Source organism: Mycobacterium sp. 012931, from assembly GCF_000419295.1.
Lineage (GTDB): Bacteria > Actinomycetota > Actinomycetes > Mycobacteriales > Mycobacteriaceae > Mycobacterium > Mycobacterium marinum.
Genome location: NZ_AOPX01000001.1, coordinates 5,509,557 through 5,525,615 on the forward strand (window position 1 = coordinate 5,509,557; position 16,059 = coordinate 5,525,615).

General features: G+C 67.4%; 16 protein-coding genes. 4 read left to right on the forward strand and 12 right to left on the reverse strand.

All coding sequences use genetic code 11. From position 1 onward, the window contains the following. Nucleotides 1-112: 112 nt before the first annotated feature. From proC to MMSP_RS24140, 5 genes are read right to left on the reverse strand one after another with little or no spacing between them, the layout of a single operon-like run. Nucleotides 113-985 (reverse strand): pyrroline-5-carboxylate reductase, encoded by an 873-nt coding sequence (proC, locus tag MMSP_RS24120; protein ID WP_172607095.1) that lies wholly within the window; start codon nt 983-985, stop codon nt 113-115. Nucleotides 986-1,021: 36 nt separating this feature from the next. After that, the gene (locus MMSP_RS24125; protein WP_020788712.1) at nt 1,022-1,867 is read right to left on the reverse strand and encodes a thioesterase family protein; all 846 of its coding nucleotides are present in this window, start codon (nt 1,865-1,867) and stop codon (nt 1,022-1,024) included. 1 nt (nt 1,868) lies between these two features. Further along, nucleotides 1,869-2,711 carry a sugar phosphate isomerase/epimerase gene (locus MMSP_RS24130; protein WP_020788713.1) on the reverse strand — a complete coding sequence of 281 codons (843 nt, stop codon included), beginning with the start codon at nt 2,709-2,711 and terminating at the stop codon, nt 1,869-1,871. Between the two features lie 16 nt (nt 2,712-2,727). After that, entirely contained in the window at nt 2,728-3,792 is a 1,065-nt protein-coding gene (locus tag MMSP_RS24135) for a hypothetical protein (RefSeq protein WP_020788714.1), read from the reverse strand. After that, on the reverse strand, nt 3,789-4,823 hold the full coding sequence (locus MMSP_RS24140) for a Ppx/GppA phosphatase family protein (protein WP_012392761.1): 1,035 nt from the start codon (nt 4,821-4,823) through the stop codon (nt 3,789-3,791). Before MMSP_RS24140 ends, MMSP_RS24135 begins: the two co-directional genes overlap by 4 nt. A 139-nt stretch (nt 4,824-4,962) precedes the next feature. On the opposite strand from MMSP_RS24140, the gene MMSP_RS24145 reads away from it, so the two are divergent. Next, entirely contained in the window at nt 4,963-5,757 is a 795-nt protein-coding gene (locus tag MMSP_RS24145; RefSeq protein ID WP_036426934.1) for a hypothetical protein, read from the forward strand. 12 nt (nt 5,758-5,769) lie between these two features. Here the strand turns inward: MMSP_RS24145 and MMSP_RS24150 are convergent, their stop codons facing one another. Beyond that, nucleotides 5,770-6,507 carry a FadR/GntR family transcriptional regulator gene (locus tag MMSP_RS24150; RefSeq protein ID WP_020788717.1) on the reverse strand — a complete coding sequence of 246 codons (738 nt, stop codon included), beginning with the start codon at nt 6,505-6,507 and terminating at the stop codon, nt 5,770-5,772. Nucleotides 6,508-6,594: 87 nt separating this feature from the next. Here MMSP_RS24150 and MMSP_RS24155 point away from each other — a divergent pair, with 87 nt between their 5' ends. The 3 genes from MMSP_RS24155 to MMSP_RS24165 are packed head-to-tail and all read left to right on the forward strand — an operon-like array spanning nt 6,595 to nt 9,850. Further along, the gene (locus MMSP_RS24155; protein WP_020788718.1) at nt 6,595-7,566 is read left to right on the forward strand and encodes a hypothetical protein; all 972 of its coding nucleotides are present in this window, start codon (nt 6,595-6,597) and stop codon (nt 7,564-7,566) included. Nucleotides 7,567-7,598: 32 nt separating this feature from the next. After that, on the forward strand, nt 7,599-7,940 hold the full coding sequence (locus MMSP_RS24160; protein WP_011742115.1) for a hypothetical protein: 342 nt from the start codon (nt 7,599-7,601) through the stop codon (nt 7,938-7,940). Next, a complete protein-coding gene (locus MMSP_RS24165) occupies nt 7,937-9,850 on the forward strand; it encodes a GMC family oxidoreductase N-terminal domain-containing protein (protein WP_020788719.1) in 1,914 nt (637 codons plus the stop codon). Before MMSP_RS24160 ends, MMSP_RS24165 begins: the two co-directional genes overlap by 4 nt. On the opposite strand, the gene regX is transcribed toward MMSP_RS24165, so the two are convergent. From regX to MMSP_RS24195, 6 genes are all read right to left on the reverse strand, one after another. Continuing rightward, nucleotides 9,813-10,496, reverse strand: a complete 684-nt coding sequence (gene regX / locus MMSP_RS24170; RefSeq protein WP_011742113.1) for a two-component sensory transduction protein RegX — start codon at nt 10,494-10,496, stop codon at nt 9,813-9,815. The genes MMSP_RS24165 and regX overlap by 38 nt on opposite strands. 102 nt (nt 10,497-10,598) lie before the next feature. Continuing rightward, a complete protein-coding gene (locus MMSP_RS24175; RefSeq protein WP_012392756.1) occupies nt 10,599-11,825 on the reverse strand; it encodes a cell wall metabolism sensor histidine kinase WalK in 1,227 nt (408 codons plus the stop codon). A gap of 135 nt (nt 11,826-11,960) precedes the next feature. Further along, a complete protein-coding gene (locus MMSP_RS24180) occupies nt 11,961-12,716 on the reverse strand; it encodes a phosphoglyceromutase (RefSeq protein ID WP_011742111.1) in 756 nt (251 codons plus the stop codon). A 13-nt stretch (nt 12,717-12,729) separates the two neighbouring features. Next, nucleotides 12,730-13,281 carry a YbjN domain-containing protein gene (locus MMSP_RS24185; RefSeq protein WP_020788720.1) on the reverse strand — a complete coding sequence of 184 codons (552 nt, stop codon included), beginning with the start codon at nt 13,279-13,281 and terminating at the stop codon, nt 12,730-12,732. Continuing rightward, nucleotides 13,278-14,669 (reverse strand): D-inositol-3-phosphate glycosyltransferase, encoded by a 1,392-nt coding sequence (mshA, locus tag MMSP_RS24190; RefSeq protein ID WP_262491525.1) that lies wholly within the window; start codon nt 14,667-14,669, stop codon nt 13,278-13,280. Before mshA ends, MMSP_RS24185 begins: the two co-directional genes overlap by 4 nt. Nucleotides 14,670-14,689: 20 nt before the next feature. Continuing rightward, a complete protein-coding gene (locus tag MMSP_RS24195) occupies nt 14,690-15,991 on the reverse strand; it encodes an ROK family transcriptional regulator (RefSeq protein WP_051153735.1) in 1,302 nt (433 codons plus the stop codon). Between the last annotated feature and the right edge of the window lie 68 nt (nt 15,992-16,059).

Sequence of the window (16,059 nt, forward strand, 5' to 3'; positions counted from 1 at the left end):
ATCCCAGCGGCTTCCCCTCCGCTGGCACCCACGCGTGCATACAAAGAGGAGAATAGCGGGACTAGTGGGGTTACTGGTACTGGCGGGGGACAATCAGTTCAAATTTTTTGAATTATTCCGATGTAATTCTTAGCTGCTCAGAGCGGCTTTTGGCGGCCTGCACGGCGGCATCGACCGCCCCCCGGAACCCTTCGCGCTCGAGTTCGCGCAGCGCAGCGGCGGTGGTCCCGCCGGGTGAGGTGACCGACGCCCGCAGCTGCGCCGGCGAGGTGTCCACCCGCAAACCCAACGGCTCGGCAGCGCCGCGTCGGTCTTGATCCATCCGCTCCAGCAGCATCGCCGCCGAACCGGCCATCGTCTGGGCCGTCAGGTCGGTTGCCACCTGACGACTCAAGCCCGCCGCCACACCCGCGTCCACCAATGCCTCGACCATCAGCAGGAAATACGCCGGCCCGGACCCCGACAACGCGGTCACAGCGTCGAGTTGCTGCTCGGGAACGGTGAGCACGACGCCGACCGAATCGAACAGGGCTGAGACTTCCTCGAGCTGTTCGGGCGTGACGAAGCGGCCCTTGGCCAGCGCGGTAACCCCCGCACTCACCAGTGCGGCCGCGTTGGGCATCGCTCGAACCACCGGGGTGCCCGCGGGCAACTTGGATTCGAAATATGAGGTGGTGACCCCTGCCGCGACGGTGACGAACACCTGCTCGCCGCTGTAGCTTTCGGCCGCGGCAACCACCGCGCTCAGGTCGCCCATCACCGAGTCGACGTCGCCGGGCTTGACCGCGACGACAACCAGCGAGGCGCTCTCCGCCGCATCCTTGGCCGACGTCACCAATACCGAATAGGTACTGGCCAGGTATTTGGCGCGCTCCGGTACCCGCTCAGCCACCACCAGATCTTTGACTTGCCGCCCGGCCCGCAACAGTCCGGACAACAATGCTTCACCGATGCTGCCGCCGCCGATGATCGCGATTCTTGGCATGCCCGACAGCATCGCAGACGGTCCGCAGTGGCGCCGCTACCGGGCGGGCACCATCGCCAGCTGGCGCGTCTGCACCACGATGCGGCCCGCCTGATCGACGACGATGTGGTCCTCGTCGAACCAGCCCTGCCCGATCTCAACGCAGGTGGCGACGATCCGTAGCCACCCATCGGTGGGCAGGGCGCGCAGGATGGCGGTCAGCTGGACGGTGGGCGCCCAACCGGTGCGTCCGACGGCAAAGGTGACCGGGACCGACAGATCGCCGCACATGAGGGCGAACAGCGCGTCCGGGGCGACGCCACGCGGCCGGGCCCACATCTGAAAGGTCGGCGCCCGTCCGCCCCACCCGCTCGCCGGGGTCTGCAGCGTCGACGCCAGGGGCCGCACATCGCAGCCCGCACCCAGGTGGGCCAGACCGGCCAGCGCATGACCGGGGTCGATCGGTGTGACATCGTCGGGCGGTTCGGGGGCCATCATTTCCAGCACCGGGTTGGCCGATAGCAGCGGTGCCGCCGGGCCGGACTCGTAATGCTCGGGTTCACCCAGCGTGACGACGGCGTGCACCGCGGTGCGCTCGCCCTGCATGAGCTCCACGTCGACCACGCTGATCCGGCGGCCACGCTTGCGGATCGATGTCACCAGTCGCATCGGCCCCGGATCGGGGGCCCACAGGAAGTTGGTCGACACCGCGACCGGTTGCAGTGCGTCACCGCCATGGGCGGCGCGCGCCGCCTTGGCGCACAGGGCCAGCATCACGCCGCCATGCACCTTGGGACCGATGGTCCAGTTCTCGTCGAACTCACCGTCGAATATCCGGCATTGCCCGCCCGCGGGTGCTTCGACCTCGCGCAACGCCATCGCCGTCGTGAATAACGCGTTCATATCACCGCATCAGGTGGGTACGGGCAAACTGCAAGGACTCCGACAGCATCGCTTCGCGCTCCGCCGCCGAACGGGCTGAGGAGGTGGATACCTCCAAGACCACCTGCCCGGCGAAGCCCCCACCGGCCAGCATCTGGCATACCTCGGCGGTGGGCTCCGTTCCGAGGCCGGGAACCAGGTGTTCGTCGGCGGGCAGCCCGCTGCCGTCGCACAGGTGCAGATGCATCAGACCCGAGCCCATCCGCCGGGCCATGCTCAGCGCGTCGGTTCCGGCTGTCGAGGTGTGCGAAAGGTCCAGTGTGTAATGCGCGTGATCGCCGTCCAGCGGGTCATAGGACGGCGCGAAAGCCGAAATCGCCGCACCTGGGCCACCACCGCGCTTGCGCATGCGTTCTCGTGACTGGCCGGCCCCGAAGAACCGGTCCGCCCGGAACGGAAACATGTTCTCGACGGCCACCACCACGTCGCTGGACGCTTCCAGGGCCGCAACCTGGTCGCTGAATCCCTCGGCGTAGCGCCGTTGCCAGCGGAAGGGCGGATGCACAACGACGGTCTGCGCGCCCAGCTCTTCGGCAGCCCGAACGCTGCGGTCCAGCTTCAAGATCGGGTTGGCCCCCCACACCCGCTGCGAAATCAGCAGACACGGGGCGTGCACGGACAGCACCGGCACGCGGTAGCGCCGGGACAGCTTTCGGACGGCATCGATGTCCCGGCTGATCGACTCGCTCCAGACCATCAGCTCCACGCCGTCGTAGCCGAGCCTGGCGGCATACTCGAACGCGGCCTCGGCCCGCAAGGGGTACACCGAGGCCGTCGACAGACCGACTTTGATTGCTGGGCGCACTGTGAGTGGGGGCCGCCTAGCCCGATTGCAGCAAGGCCAACGGCCCCAGGGTGATCAACGCACCCACGGCAACCGCTATCAATGTGCTTCCGATGTCCTCCGTCTTGCGAACCACCCGAACCCCGACCACCAGACCGAGGATGACCAGCACCGAGAGCACCAGAGCGACGATGCTGTTCCATCGCCACAGCTGGTCAAACGCGATGAACAGACCCGCACCGAAGACCACGGCCAAGATCGACTGCAGCACCACCAGCGTGCCGCGCCACAGGGCCGCGAGCTTGCCCGACAACGGGCGCGCACCCTGTTCCTCGTCGGCTTCGGCCTCTTCCTCGTCGAACGTCGACGGGGACGATTCCCCGCGCCGCCGCGCCACCTCGTCGGCCAGGGACTGCCCGCCATAGAGGGCCTGATCGGAGATCCCCTCCGACGCCTGCAGAAAAGAACGCACGTAGGCGGAATCCTCGACCTCGGATTCCGCTTCGGCGTCGGAGACATCCACCGATGTATCGCCGTAGTGGCCCACCGGGTCGGGGCTCATGTCCTCAGCCCCGGGCCCTTGCCCCGCGGCATCGCTATCCCCGGTGTGGCGCAGGGGTCTGGGGTACTCACTGCGCTCAGGACCCGCTTTGGTCCGGGTGATCGGCTCCGATTTCGGCCAGCGCGGCTCGGGCTCCGACCAATACGCCGCCCTGCCGGCCTGCCCGGCCGCCGGTTCCTCGGCGGCCTGCGGGGGCTCGGTGGCTTCGGCCGGTGCCACGACCGATTCGGGCTGCACGCGCGATGCGGGTGCAGGCTCGTCGACCTCGACTCGGCCGTTGCCGGGCTTGGCTTGGCTTGTCGGCGCGACAGTCTCGGTGGTTTCGGCGGGCGCACTGGGCGCGCTTCGCTCATCGTGATGATCGTCACGGATGATCGGAATTTCACCAGTGAGCTCGGCGACCGTGATCGAGTCGGTGTCGCCGCGGCGGCGGCGGCGCCGCCGGGTCACCGCCGGGGCACCGACGTTACCATTGCGGGCCAGTAGTTCGGCCACCGAGATCTGCTTGGTGTCCTCCGTCTCGGAGTGTGGTCCAGTCATGGTTTGTTGCCTCTCGATCGGCCTGCAGCGTTCCGATCTACTACCTGACCTCTAGCATCGCGCACCGAAGTCAACACCGGCGAAGTTTCCATGAAGGCGGTCCCGTCGCCCTCACTGTCGAGTCGGCGCAAAATAACACCTTCTCGGAGCGCCCACGGGCAGATATCCAACGCTTCTATCGAGAGCGCTCGCATGCTTGCCTCCGCCACCAGAGCCCCCGCCACGATTTGCGGCGCCCGCTCGGCGCTGACTCCTTCCAGTTCTGCACGGTCAGCGGTCGTCATCCTAGAGATGAAAGATATGAGTTGTCTGAGGCCATTGGCCGTCAGGGTCCTCTTCACCCGTGGTCCGGCGGCCGACGGCGCCGCGCCGGTGAGTCGGGCCAGCGAGCGAAATGTCTTGGACGTAGCCACCGCGAGGTCCGGGATGCCCGCGTCCAACATCGTCACGCTGGCATCGGATAACTCAGCATCCAGCCAATCCCGAAGCATCGCCACCCGGCGCCGGCCGGGCGGATCGTCGGGCAGCCATTCCCGCGTCAACCGTCCCGCGCCTAGCGGGAGCGACAGCGCCACCTCGGGCTCTTCGTCCACGCCGCTGGACAACTCCAGCGAGCCGCCGCCGATGTCGAGGTTGATAATGCGCCCCGCGCTCCAGCCGAACCAGCGGCGCACCGCCAGGAAGGTCAGTCGCGACTCGTCGACACCGCTGAGAACCTGCAATTCGACATCGGTTTCGTTGCGCACCCGCGACAACACGTCATCGGAGTTCTCCGCCTCTCGGACCGCCGATGTCGCGAAGGCCATCAGCTCCGCGCAGCCCGAGCTGGCGGCGATCTTGGCGAACTCGTCGATCGTGGACACCAGCTTGTCGGCGCCACGCTTGGTGATGTTGCCCGAGCTATCGGTGGCCTCGGCCAGCCGCAAAGTCGCCTTCGTCGAACTCATCGGGGTCGGATGGCCACCACGGTGAGCATCAACCACCAGTAGGTGGACCGTGTTGCTGCCCACGTCGAGCACGCCCAATCGCACGAAATCAACCTAGTCGTGCGGCAATGCGGCCCGCCGTGCGACCCGCTGAGTTGCCCGGCAATACCGGCCGGCAAGCTCGCCGACGCGCGCGCAACCGCAGCAGCGCCGCGAAGCATGACTGTGGACTAACGTTGTAACCGTGGCAAACTCGTGCCTGAAGACGGTGCAGCCGGGACAAGAGGTCGAACTGGATTTCCCCCGCGAGTGGGTGGAATTCTACGATCCCGACAATCCCGAGCATCTGATCGCGGCCGACCTGACCTGGTTGCTGTCGCACTGGAGCTGTGCCTTCGGCACCCCGGCCTGCCAGGGCACCGTGGCCGGCCGGCCGAACGACGGATGTTGTTCACACGGCGCATTCCTGTCCGACGATGACGACCGCGCCCGGTTGGATGACGCGGTCAAGAAGCTGACCGACGACGATTGGCAATATCGGGACAAAGGCTTGGGCCGCAAGGGCTACCTAGAGCTCGATGAGCGCGACGATCAGCCTCAGTACCGCACCCGCAAGCACAAGGACGCCTGCATCTTCTTGAACCGTCCCGGATTTGCCGGCGGCACCGGCTGTGCGCTGCACAGCAAAGCCCTCAAACTCGGTGTTGCTCCGTTGACCATGAAACCCGATGTGTGCTGGCAATTGCCGATCCGGCGCAGCCAGGAATGGGTGACCCGGCCAGACGGCTCCGAGATCCTCAAAACCACGCTCACCGAATATGACCGGCGCGGCTGGGGCTCCGGTGGCGCCGACCTGCACTGGTATTGCACCGGCGATCCGGCCGCCCATGTCGGAAGCAAGCAGGTGTGGGAGAGCCTGGCCGATGAGCTCACCGAATTGCTCGGCGCCAAGGCGTACGCCGAACTGGCCGCCGTGTGCAAACGCCGAAGCCAGCTGGGTCTGGTCGCCGTACATCCGGCGACGCGGGCGGCCGAGTAGCGGCGCGCGACGCTACCGCTCGGGATCCTCGCCGGCATAGGCGGCGCGATAGCACATGATCATGCGCAATGCGCTCGCGTTCAGGTATCCCTCAACCGCCGCGGCGGCCGTCTCGGGGTCACCCGCCAGCACAGCGTCGTTGATGGCCGTCAGATCGGCGATCACCGGGTCCGCGTCCTCATAGGCGCCGGTCAGCTCGTGCTCGCGGCCCCCGAAGGCCTGCTCGACCCAGCGGTACAGCAAACCCAAAGCGCGGTTGCGGGTGCCGTGGATGAGTACCCGAAAATAGGCGAGATCGGCGGCCTGGCGCGCCGGCGCAGTGTCGGCGTCGGCCACCTCCGCCAGCGCAGCGCGTAGCGCCTCAGCGTCCCCGGAGCTGTTCCGTTCGGCGGCCAGACGGCCGATCAGCGGCCCCAGGGCGGCCCGAATTTCAAGCACTTCGACCAGGAAGTCGGGACCGAGCTTGCGCACCAGCGCCTCGACCACCGCGGGATGGGTAAGGCTCTGCGGGTCACGCACGACGTTGCCGCTCCCCTGCCGGGTCTCGATCAGCCCCATCTGCTGCAACCTGGCCAAACCCTGGCGCAGCGACGTCCGGTTGACACCGAGCTGCCCGGCCAGCTCCCGCTCGGGCGGCAGCGCGGAGCCAGGTGGAAAAACGCCATCGAGGATCGCGTCGGCGATCGATGTGGCGATCTGCTCGTCGACCCGTTGACGATCCGGCGGCTGCAAAATACTTGACTGGTTCATTGGCTCAACCAATATAGTGGATGGACCGACGGCACAACCACAACCAAGAGCGTGTCGCGCCGCATGGCAACACCGGAGGTGAAGCGGGTGGACGAGGAAATGCGATCGGCGGTAGCCCCACGCTGGCAGGGCAAACCCGGACGCCTGGAAGTCTGGTATGCGACCCTGTCGGATCCCTCAACCCAGGCCGGACTATGGGTCCACTACGAAACCGTGGCACCCACCAGCGGTGACGCGCCCTACGCGCACGGATGGGCAACGTGGTTCCCGCCGGACGGCCCGCCCCGCACCGGACGTTTCGGCCCCGCGCCGGTCGGGCCGGCGACGGGAGCCGCCTGGTTCGAGGCGGCAGGCGCGCGGGCGGCTCACGAATCGCTCACCGGCCGAGCGGGTTCACTGAGTTGGGACTTGTCGTGGAAGGACGCCGCCGCGCCGCTGTGGACGTTCCCGCGGGTCGCATGGGAGCGCGAGTTGTTGCCGGGCGCCCAGGTGGTGCTCGCCCCCACCGCTGAATTCAGCGGTTCGCTGACGGTGGGCGATACCAGCCACCCGATCGGCGGCTGGCGCGGCGGGGTCGCCCACATCTACGGGCACGGCAACGCCAAACGCTGGGGGTGGATCCACGCCGACCTCGGTCACGGTGACGTGCTGGAGGTCGTCACCGCGGTGTCGCACAAGCCGGGACTGCGCCGGCTCGCACCGATGGCGTTCGTCCGCTTCCGCATCGATGGAAAAGACTGGCCCGCAAGCCCGTTGCCGTCCCTGCGGATGCGCACCACCCTCGGCATTGCACATTGGCAGCTGGAGGGCCGCATCGATGGCCGTGACGTGCTGATCCGGGTCGACCAACCGGCCGAGAGGTGCGTGAGCCTGCAATACACCGATCCCGATGGGGGGAAAGCGGTGTGCACCAACACCGAACGGGCCGACGTCCACGTCGAAATCAGCCGCAACCGGGTCATCGAGCGCAGCTGGTCGGTGTTGGGAACCGGGCACGCCGAAGTCGGCCTGCGCGATACCCGCGATGCCAAGGCGCCGGCCGTCAATGAACGTCGATGAACGTCGATGAACATGAATGAAAGGACGTACCGATGAGTTTTCTGCTGGACCCACCGCTGTTGTTCGCCTGCGGAGTGCTCATCGAGCGCCACCTCGACGAAGACCGCCGCGACCTCGCCGAAGCCGCCGCCCTCGGGGTCTTCTTCGCGGGTTCGTTCGGCCTGTACAACAACGTGCCCGGGCTGGGCTTGCTGTGGCGGCCGTTCCGCGCCCGCAACGGCCGCGACTTCATGTGGAACAGCGGGGTGTTCAACGTGGATACCGACCAGGCACAGTGGCCGCTGCACGCGGCGGCCGGAGGCATCTTCGCGACGTATCCGTTCTTCATCAAGCTCGGCCGACGGCTCGGTAGCCGGCTGGCAACCCGGATATGAGCCGCACCCAGGCCGCACTGGCCTCGTTCGGCGCCGCGTTGTTGCCCGAGGAACGCGGTGGCCCGACGTCGACCGAATTCGCCGAGCGCGTCGACCGGTACCTGTCGCAGCTGCCGACCACCTCACGGCTGGCCGTGCGCGCCGGGCTGGTGTCGCTGGCGGCCGCGAGCTACCTGACCACCGGCCGATCCCTGGCCCGGCTTGAACCCGCCCAACGCGAACAGGTGTTGCGCCGAGTCGCGGCGATCAATCCCGACACCAGCGCCGCGCTGGAAGGGCTCAAAGCGGTCGCGCTGCTGGCCAACGGTGCCGACACCTACGCACCGGACTTGCTTGCCCGCGCCCAGGCACACGACGCCGCGCGTTCCGATGCGGCGCTGGACATCACCGCTTCCCCGGATAGCCCTTCGGTGGTCACCGCCGACGTGGTGATCGTCGGGTCCGGCGCCGGTGGCGCCATGACGGCCCGCACCCTGGCCCGTGCCGGCTTGCGCACCGTCGTGCTGGAGGAGGGCCGCCGCTGGACGGTGCGGGAGTTCCGCACCACCCACCCGATAGACCGCTACGCCGGCCTGTATCGCGGCGGCGGGGCCACCATCGCGCTGGGACGTCCGGCCGTAATACTGCCGATGAGCCGAGCGGTCGGTGGCACCACCGTGGTCAACTCGGGCACCTGTTTCCGGCCGCCGTTGGCCGTGCAACAACGCTGGCGCGATGAGTTCGGGCTCGATCTGGCCGATCCGGACCGACTGGCCGGCCGCCTCGACGACGTGGAACACACCTTGCAGGTCGCACCCGCGCCGCGCGACATCATGGGCCGCAACGGAAACCTGCTACTGGATGCCGCCGCATCGCTGGGCTGGCAGGCCGCACCTATCCCCCGCAATGCTCCGGGATGCGCCGACTGTTGCCAATGTGCGATCGGTTGCCCCAGCAACGCCAAGTTCGGCGTGCATCTCAACGCACTTCCCCAGGCCTGCGCGGCCGGCGCCCGGATCATCTCCGACGCGCGGGTACAGCGGGTGCTGCATCAGGGGGGACGGGCCCGCGGCGTGCGCGCCCGCCGCCCGGACGGCACCGCGATCGACGTGCGCGCCGACATCGTCATCATCGCCGCCGGGGCCACCGAAACACCGACGCTGTTGCGACGCAGCGGCCTTGGCAGCCACCCTCGACTCGGCCGCAACCTCGCGCTGCATCCGGCCACCATGCTGGCCGGCGGCTTCGACGACGATGTCTACGCTTGGCGCGGCGTCCTGCAGAGCGCGGCGGTTCACGAGTTCCACGAGTCAGACGGCGTCCTGATCGAAGCGACCGCCACACCACCGGGGATGGGTTCGATGGTTTTTCCCGGCTACGGCACCGAGCTGCTCGACTGGCTGGATCGGGCGCCTCAGGTCGCGACTTTCGGTGCGATGGTCGCCGATCGTGGTGCCGGTTCGGTGCGGTCGGTACGCGGCGAAACCGTTGTGCACTATCAAGTGGCCCCGGACGACATCACCAAACTACGGGTGGCGGTACAGGCCATCGGCCGGCTGCTCTTTGCCGCGGGTGCGGTCGAGGTGCTCACCGGACTGCCCGGTGCCCCCACGGTGACATCACCGGCAGCACTGCAGGATGCGCTGCAGCGCAGCGACCCGAGAAATCTGCACCTGGCCGCCTTCCACCCGACCGGAACCGCCGCCGCCGGCGCCGACTCGCAAATCTGCCCCGTCGACGCAACCGGCCGGCTGCGCGGGGTCGACGGAGTATGGGTCGCCGACGCGTCGATCCTGCCCAGCTGCCCGGAGGTGAACCCGCAGATATCGATCATGGCGCTGGCGCTGGCGGTCGCCGACGAGGTGGTCGCCGACCGCTCGGGCTCGATCTATATCAGCCCTCCAGCTTGTAGCCCAGGCCCCGCACTGTGACCAGATGCACCGGATTGGCCGGGTCCGCTTCGATCTTGGAGCGCAAGCGCTTAACGTGGACATCGAGCGTCTTGGTGTCGCCAACGTAGTCCGCGCCCCAGACCCGGTCGATCAGCTGGCCGCGGGTCAGCACCCGCCCACTGTTGCGCATCAGGTATTCGAGGAGATCAAATTCCTTGAGCGGCAAGGTGATCGCGTCACCGTTCACCGACACCACATGGCGCTCGACGTCCATGCGCACCGGTCCGGACTCCAGCACGCCGTCGCTGACTTCGGAATCGTCGTCGCCGCCCCGGCGCAGCACCGCCCGGATTCGGGCGATCAGTTCGCGCGCCGAATACGGCTTGGTGACATAGTCGTCGGCGCCCAACTCGAGCCCAACCACCTTGTCGATCTCGCTGTCGCGGGCGGTCACCATGATGACCGGCACGCTGGAGCGGGCACGCAACTGCTTGCACACGTCGGTGCCCGACATGCCCGGCAGCATCAAGTCGAGCAGCACGATGTCAGCACCCGAGCGATCGAACTCCGCCAGCGCGGCCGGGCCATCGGTGACCACGGTGGCTTCAAAGCCCTCCTTGCGCAGCAGAAACGCAAGCGGATCGGCCAATGACTCCTCGTCCTCAACGATCAGCACGCTAGTCATCGGCGCCACTCCTCTTCATCGCTTCGCTCTGCATCGTCGTAAGCGCGGGTCATCGGCGCCACTCCTCTTCATCGCTTCGCTCTGCATGGTCGTTAGCGCGGGTCATCGACTTAGCTCTTCCTCTCGTTGTGACCGATTGGGCCGCGCGTCGCGGGCCCGCGGCTGGTCAGGTTGATCGCTGTCGTCGGGCGCCGAACTGGCAGGGATGGACAGGGTGAACGTGGACCCCGTTCCCGGCTTGCTCCACACGCCGATGCTGCCGTTGTGGTTGGCGGCGACGTGCTTGACGATGGCTAGCCCCAGTCCGCTCCCACCAGTAGCCCGCGAACGAGCCTTGTCGCCCCGGAAGAACCGCTCGAAGACTCGCTCCTGGTCTTCCAGCGCGATCCCGATACCCCGGTCGGTGACGGCGATCTCGACGTTGTCGCCGCGCTTACGGCGGCTGATCGACACCGGTGAGCCCGGTGACGAGTAGGCGATTGCGTTGGAGACCAGATTGGCCAACGCGGTCACCAGCAGGGTCTGGTCCCCCAGCACATGCAGCCCGGAGGACGAATCGGTGCGCACCTCGATCTCGGCGTTGTCAGCGGCCACCTTGTGGCGAGAAATCGCCTCCGAGACAATGGTGTCGACGTCAACGTCGGTGACGTTGTGTAACCGCTCGGCCCCCTGCAGGCGCGATAGTTCGATCAATTCCGCGACCATGTCGCCCAGCCGATTGGCTTCGATCAGCACCTTCTCGGCGAACCGCCGAACCGTGTCGGAGTCATCGGCAGATGCCAGCAGGGCCTCGGCGAGCAGGGCCATCGCACCGACCGGGGTCTTGAGTTCGTGGCTGACGTTGGCCACGAAATCACGTCTGGTTGCCTCCATGCGGGCATAGTCAGACTGGTCGTAAGCGAAGACCACGGTGAAGCGCCGGTCTTCCTCGCTGAGCAACCGGGCTTGCCCGTGCACCGATAGCCCGGACCGGCCGCCCGGACGCTTTCCAGGTGACAGATCGAACTCGACGTCGCTGCCCCGCAACGCCTGCTGTGCGGCCTCCCACGCCTGGTCGTCGAGCTGCCGGTCGCGCACCAGGCCCAGCTCTTTGGCCCGGTCGTTGAGGTAGACGACGTCCCGATGGCTATCGACCACCGCGACACCCATCGGCATCAGCGCGACGATGCGTTGCAGCATCTGCGCGACGGTGATGCCAGTCCACTCGGTGGACGCTTGTTGGCGGCGCCGCACCAGCCGCTGTGACAGCCGGGCCCCGACCGCGACACCTGCGGCCAGCGCCAGCGCGGACAAGACCCCGGCCAGCAACAGTGCCGAGAACACAGTCACAAACAAAATCCTACAAATCTGGTGAACGCAGCCCTAGCGCTGCGCGGCCAAATCAGGACAAGTCACATCCTCGGCCGCATGTGTTCTGCTGCCGTTCACGCATTGTTTAGCGACTGGCCCTATCGGCGCCAGAAATCAGGCTTTTGCCGCGCCTTGACTCGCCACCGCGGCAGCCCCCGCGGCGGCCGCCTCCGGGTCCAGATAGGTACCCCCGGGCACCACCGGTTGCAGCCGTTCGTCCAGGTCGTAGCGCAGCGGAATGCCCGTCGGGATGTTGAGTCCGACGATGTCCTCATCGGACATCTGGTCCAGATGCTTGACCAACGCGCGCAGCGAGTTGCCGTGCGCGACGATCAACACCGTCTTGCCGGCCCGCAGGTCACCGACGATGACGTCGGTGAAGTAGGGCAGAAACCGGGCCACCACGTCAGCCAGGCATTCGGTCAGCGGCCCGCCGTCAATGTTGGCGTAGCGGGGGTCAGCGTCCTGGCTGAACTCACTGCCCTTCTCGATTAGTGGCGGTGGAGTGTCATAGCTGCGCCGCCAGGCCATGAACTGCTCTTCGCCGTAGCGGGCCTTGGTCTCGGCTTTGTCCAGCCCCTGCAGCGCCCCGTAGTGACGTTCGTTGAGCCGCCAGCTGCGCCGCACCGGAATCCACAGCCGGTCGGCGCTGTCCAGCGCCAGATGCGCAGTGGTGATCGCGCGCCGCAACAGCGAGGTGTAGAGCACATCGGGCAGCAGATCCTGTTCGGCCAGCAATTCGCCGCTTCGTACCGCCTCGGCCCGGCCCTTCTCGGTCAGGCCGACGTCGACCCAGCCGGTGAACAGGTTGCGAGCGTTCCAGTCGCTCTCGCCATGGCGAAGCAGCACCAACGTCCCGGTGTCTCCCATGCCGGCAAGTCTCTCACGTCGCCGGAGCCCGGTCCTCTCGGTCATCCTCGTCGTCGATCAGATGCGCGAACGCCTCCAGGTTCTTCAACGACTCGCCCCGGGAAATCCGCCATTCCCACTCTTTTTGAATCGAAGACCGAAAACCCAACTCCAGCAACGTGTTGAAATCCGAGTCCACCGCCTCGAGCACCTGCCCGAGCACTCGGTCGATCTCGTCGGCGTCGACGGAGGCCAAGGACATGCGCCCAACCAGGTAGATATCGCCGACGTTGTCTAGCGTGTATGCCACCCCGTAAAAGCGGCGGTTGCGTTTGAGTAAGAACCGGTAGACACCTTCATGGTTTTCGTCCGGCTTTCGACAGACGAAAGCCTCCACGCGTACCGAGTGCTCACCGATGCTCAGGATGGTGTTGGTCTTGAGCTTGCGTTCCCCCGGCAGTTCGACGATCAGGCCGGCCAGCCCGCCGTGGGCGCCCTGATGCCGGGTGTAGCTCAGATCGTTGACCTTAAGCGTGTCCTCGATCACCGCTTGCACGGACTGGCTCTGCGGCGTGGTGGGGGTCACGCGCCGACTCCGCGCCGAGCCGTCCAGCGACGCGGTTTGCGAGCCGCCACCGGGTCGCGAACCTTGCGGCGGCGCCCGGCGGTGAAGTCGCCGATCGCGCGGCGGTAACTGGCCAGCAGCGCGTCTGTGGTGTTCTCCCAAGAGAACGTGGCCGCATGCTCGGCCGCAGCCCGACTCATCAGCGCGCCCTGCGCGCCGGCATTGCTTCGCAGCAGCCCGTCGATCGCCGCCGCCCATTGGTCGACGTCATGTCCGGAGACCAGAGTCCCGCTGACCCCGTCACGTACCGCCACCGGCAACCCGCCGACCGCGGCCGCCACCACCGGCGTTCCGCACGCCTGGGCCTCCACAGCGACCAGGCCAAACGACTCGGAATAACTCGGTATCGCGACCAGATCAACCGCGTGGAACACGCGAGCCAAATCCGTGCGGGACTGCGGCGGCAGGAATGTCACCCGCTCTGCGATGCCGAGTTCGTCGGCGAGTTGAGCCAAACCGTCCGGGGATGCCAGTCCACTGCCCGAGGGGCCCCCGGCAACGATGATCCGCACCCCGGGCAGTTTGGCCACAGCACGCAGCACAATGTCGGGCGCCTTCAGCGGCTGGATCCGCCCGACGAAGGCCACCACCTTCTCCTCGGGCCGTAGCCCCAGCGCGGTTCGCGCCTGCTGACGGTCGCCGGGGCGGAACACCTCCAGGTCGACACCGGGATGCACGACGTCGATCCGGGCCGGATCCGCATGGTGAATCGAGATCAATTGCTTGGCCTCATCGTCGGTGTTGACGATGAGCCGATCAGCTTCGTCGACCACCTGCTGCTCGCCAACGGTGCGCAGCGGCGGCTCCGGTGCATCACCGTTGGCCAGCGCCGCGTTCTTCACCGCCGCCAGCGTATGGGCGGTATGCACCAAAGGGACCGCCCAGCGGTCACGGGCCAGCCAGCCGACCTGGCCGGACAGCCAATAGTGCGAGTGCACGATGTCGTAGTGCCCGGGTTCGTGGGCGGCTTCCGCGCGCAGCACCCCGGCCGCGAACGCACACAACTGGGTGGGCAGGTCGTACTTGTCCAGACCCTCGAATGGTCCCGCCACCACATTGCGCACCAGCACACCGGGCGCCACCCGCACGACCGGCGGGTCCGCCGAAGCGGTGGCCCGGGTGAAAATCTCGACCTCGATCCCCCGCTTGGCCAGATGTAGCGCACTTTGCAGCACGTAGACGTTCATGCCCCCGGCGTCACCGGTGCCCGGCTGCGCCAGCGGCGAGGTGTGCACAGCCAGCAGGGCAACCCTGCGCACGACGGCGTCGGCGGTTAGCCGGGAGACATCATCGGGCCGCACACCATCATCTTTACAGGACTCGCCCGCGGCACCGGCCCCCGCACGCATGGGGCGCACGTCAGGCCCTCCTACGCCGAGGCTTCGGGTTCGGCCTGCCGCAGCCGGGTGTTCAGTGCCCCAGAACGACGCATCGCCCCGCGCGGATCGGCATACAGCCCGCCTAGGGACACAATGCCCGCTCCCGCTTCCTGCACCCGGTTTCCGAATGACGTGACGCGGATGTCGCGCGGGGCCAGCACCGATCGAGCGGTGAACGCCTCTTCCACCTGGCGCATCCCCTCCGGGTACTCGGTGAATGCCTGGCCACCCACCACGAGTTCATCGGGGTTGAGCACGTCGCGCAGCAACGCAACCGTCTCGCCGAGCACTCGAGCCCGCTCCGCGAGCAGCTCCCTGGCCTGTTGATTTCCCGCCCGCGCCACGCGCAGCAAGTCGGTCATCGCGGTGACCGAGCCGTTCGTACGGGCCTGCGGGGTGGCCGCGATGATGCGCAGACGGCGGACAGCGGCCAGCACCGCCTCGTCGCTCACCGTCGACTCGAGCTGGCCGGTACCGCCGAGCAGTTCGGAGTGGGCCGGCAAACCCGCGATCGTGCCCGGGCCGCTGGCCGGACAGTGCACCCGCCCGTCGATCACCAGCGCGTAACCCACGGTTTCGCGAGCGTAGACATACAGGCTGGTCGATGACCCCCCCGCGAGGCGCCGGGTACCGAGCAGAAGTTCGGCTCCGGCCATCGCGTCGACGTGGGATGCCACCGAGACCGGAAGCCCCAAGGCGTCTGCCAGCGCGGGCCCCACCGGTGCCTGCCGCCAGCCGAGTCGTTGGTGGTCGACGTGGCCGCTGGCGTCATCCACCGTGCCACCGATCGCGACCCCCACCCACAGGGCACGACGACGATGCCAGCGCCGCAGATACCGGCCCGCACTGTCGGCCAGGGACGCCAGCGCACTGCTGGCCGAACTGCGCGGTGTCGCGGTTTCGACGGTGTCGAGGGTGCGCCCCAACAGGTCGGTGGCCACGATGCTGGTGGTACGCGCACCGATGTGCAGACCCAGCGTCACGAACGGCTCGTGGTTCACCTCGACCGGCACTCGCGGACGCCCGATGGCCCCCGAAACCGCCAAGTCGGCGCGCTCCCGCAGCAGGCCCGCATCAAGTAGCGCGATGACCTGGCGGTTCACCGTCGCGATGCTCAGCGAGGTGGTGGTGGCGATGACGTCGCGGCCAACCGGTCCGCGCAATCGCACGGCCCGAAACACGGAGGCCGCCGCGGAATCCGCGAGGTGCAATGACGGGGCCACCACCTGACGGTAGGAACGTGGCTGGCCGTTATGACCGGAATGATGGGCGGTGAGGGTAGTCGAGTGCACAGGCGTCCTTGTTCTGAGTCAACTGGCCGGGTCCCTGGCCGCACATGCTGAGCTGAGTCAGGCGCGGC

What these genes read in the sequence shown, in the direction of transcription:
- regX (WP_011742113.1), bottom strand. Translation starts at nt 10,496, where the DNA reads ATGACTAGCGTGCTGATCGTTGAGGACGAGGAGTCATTGGCCGATCCG.
- MMSP_RS24165 (WP_020788719.1), top strand. Translation starts at nt 7,937, where the DNA reads ATGAGCCGCACCCAGGCCGCACTGGCCTCGTTCGGCGCCGCGTTGTTG.
- MMSP_RS24160 (WP_011742115.1), top strand. Translation starts at nt 7,599, where the DNA reads ATGAGTTTTCTGCTGGACCCACCGCTGTTGTTCGCCTGCGGAGTGCTC.
- MMSP_RS24180 (WP_011742111.1), bottom strand. Translation starts at nt 12,716, where the DNA reads ATGGGAGACACCGGGACGTTGGTGCTGCTTCGCCATGGCGAGAGCGAC.
- proC (WP_172607095.1), bottom strand. Translation starts at nt 985, where the DNA reads ATGCCAAGAATCGCGATCATCGGCGGCGGCAGCATCGGTGAAGCATTG.
- mshA (WP_262491525.1), bottom strand. Translation starts at nt 14,669, where the DNA reads ATGCGTGCGGGGGCCGGTGCCGCGGGCGAGTCCTGTAAAGATGATGGT.
- MMSP_RS24135 (WP_020788714.1), bottom strand. Translation starts at nt 3,792, where the DNA reads ATGACTGGACCACACTCCGAGACGGAGGACACCAAGCAGATCTCGGTG.
- MMSP_RS24125 (WP_020788712.1), bottom strand. Translation starts at nt 1,867, where the DNA reads ATGAACGCGTTATTCACGACGGCGATGGCGTTGCGCGAGGTCGAAGCA.
- MMSP_RS24150 (WP_020788717.1), bottom strand. Translation starts at nt 6,507, where the DNA reads ATGAACCAGTCAAGTATTTTGCAGCCGCCGGATCGTCAACGGGTCGAC.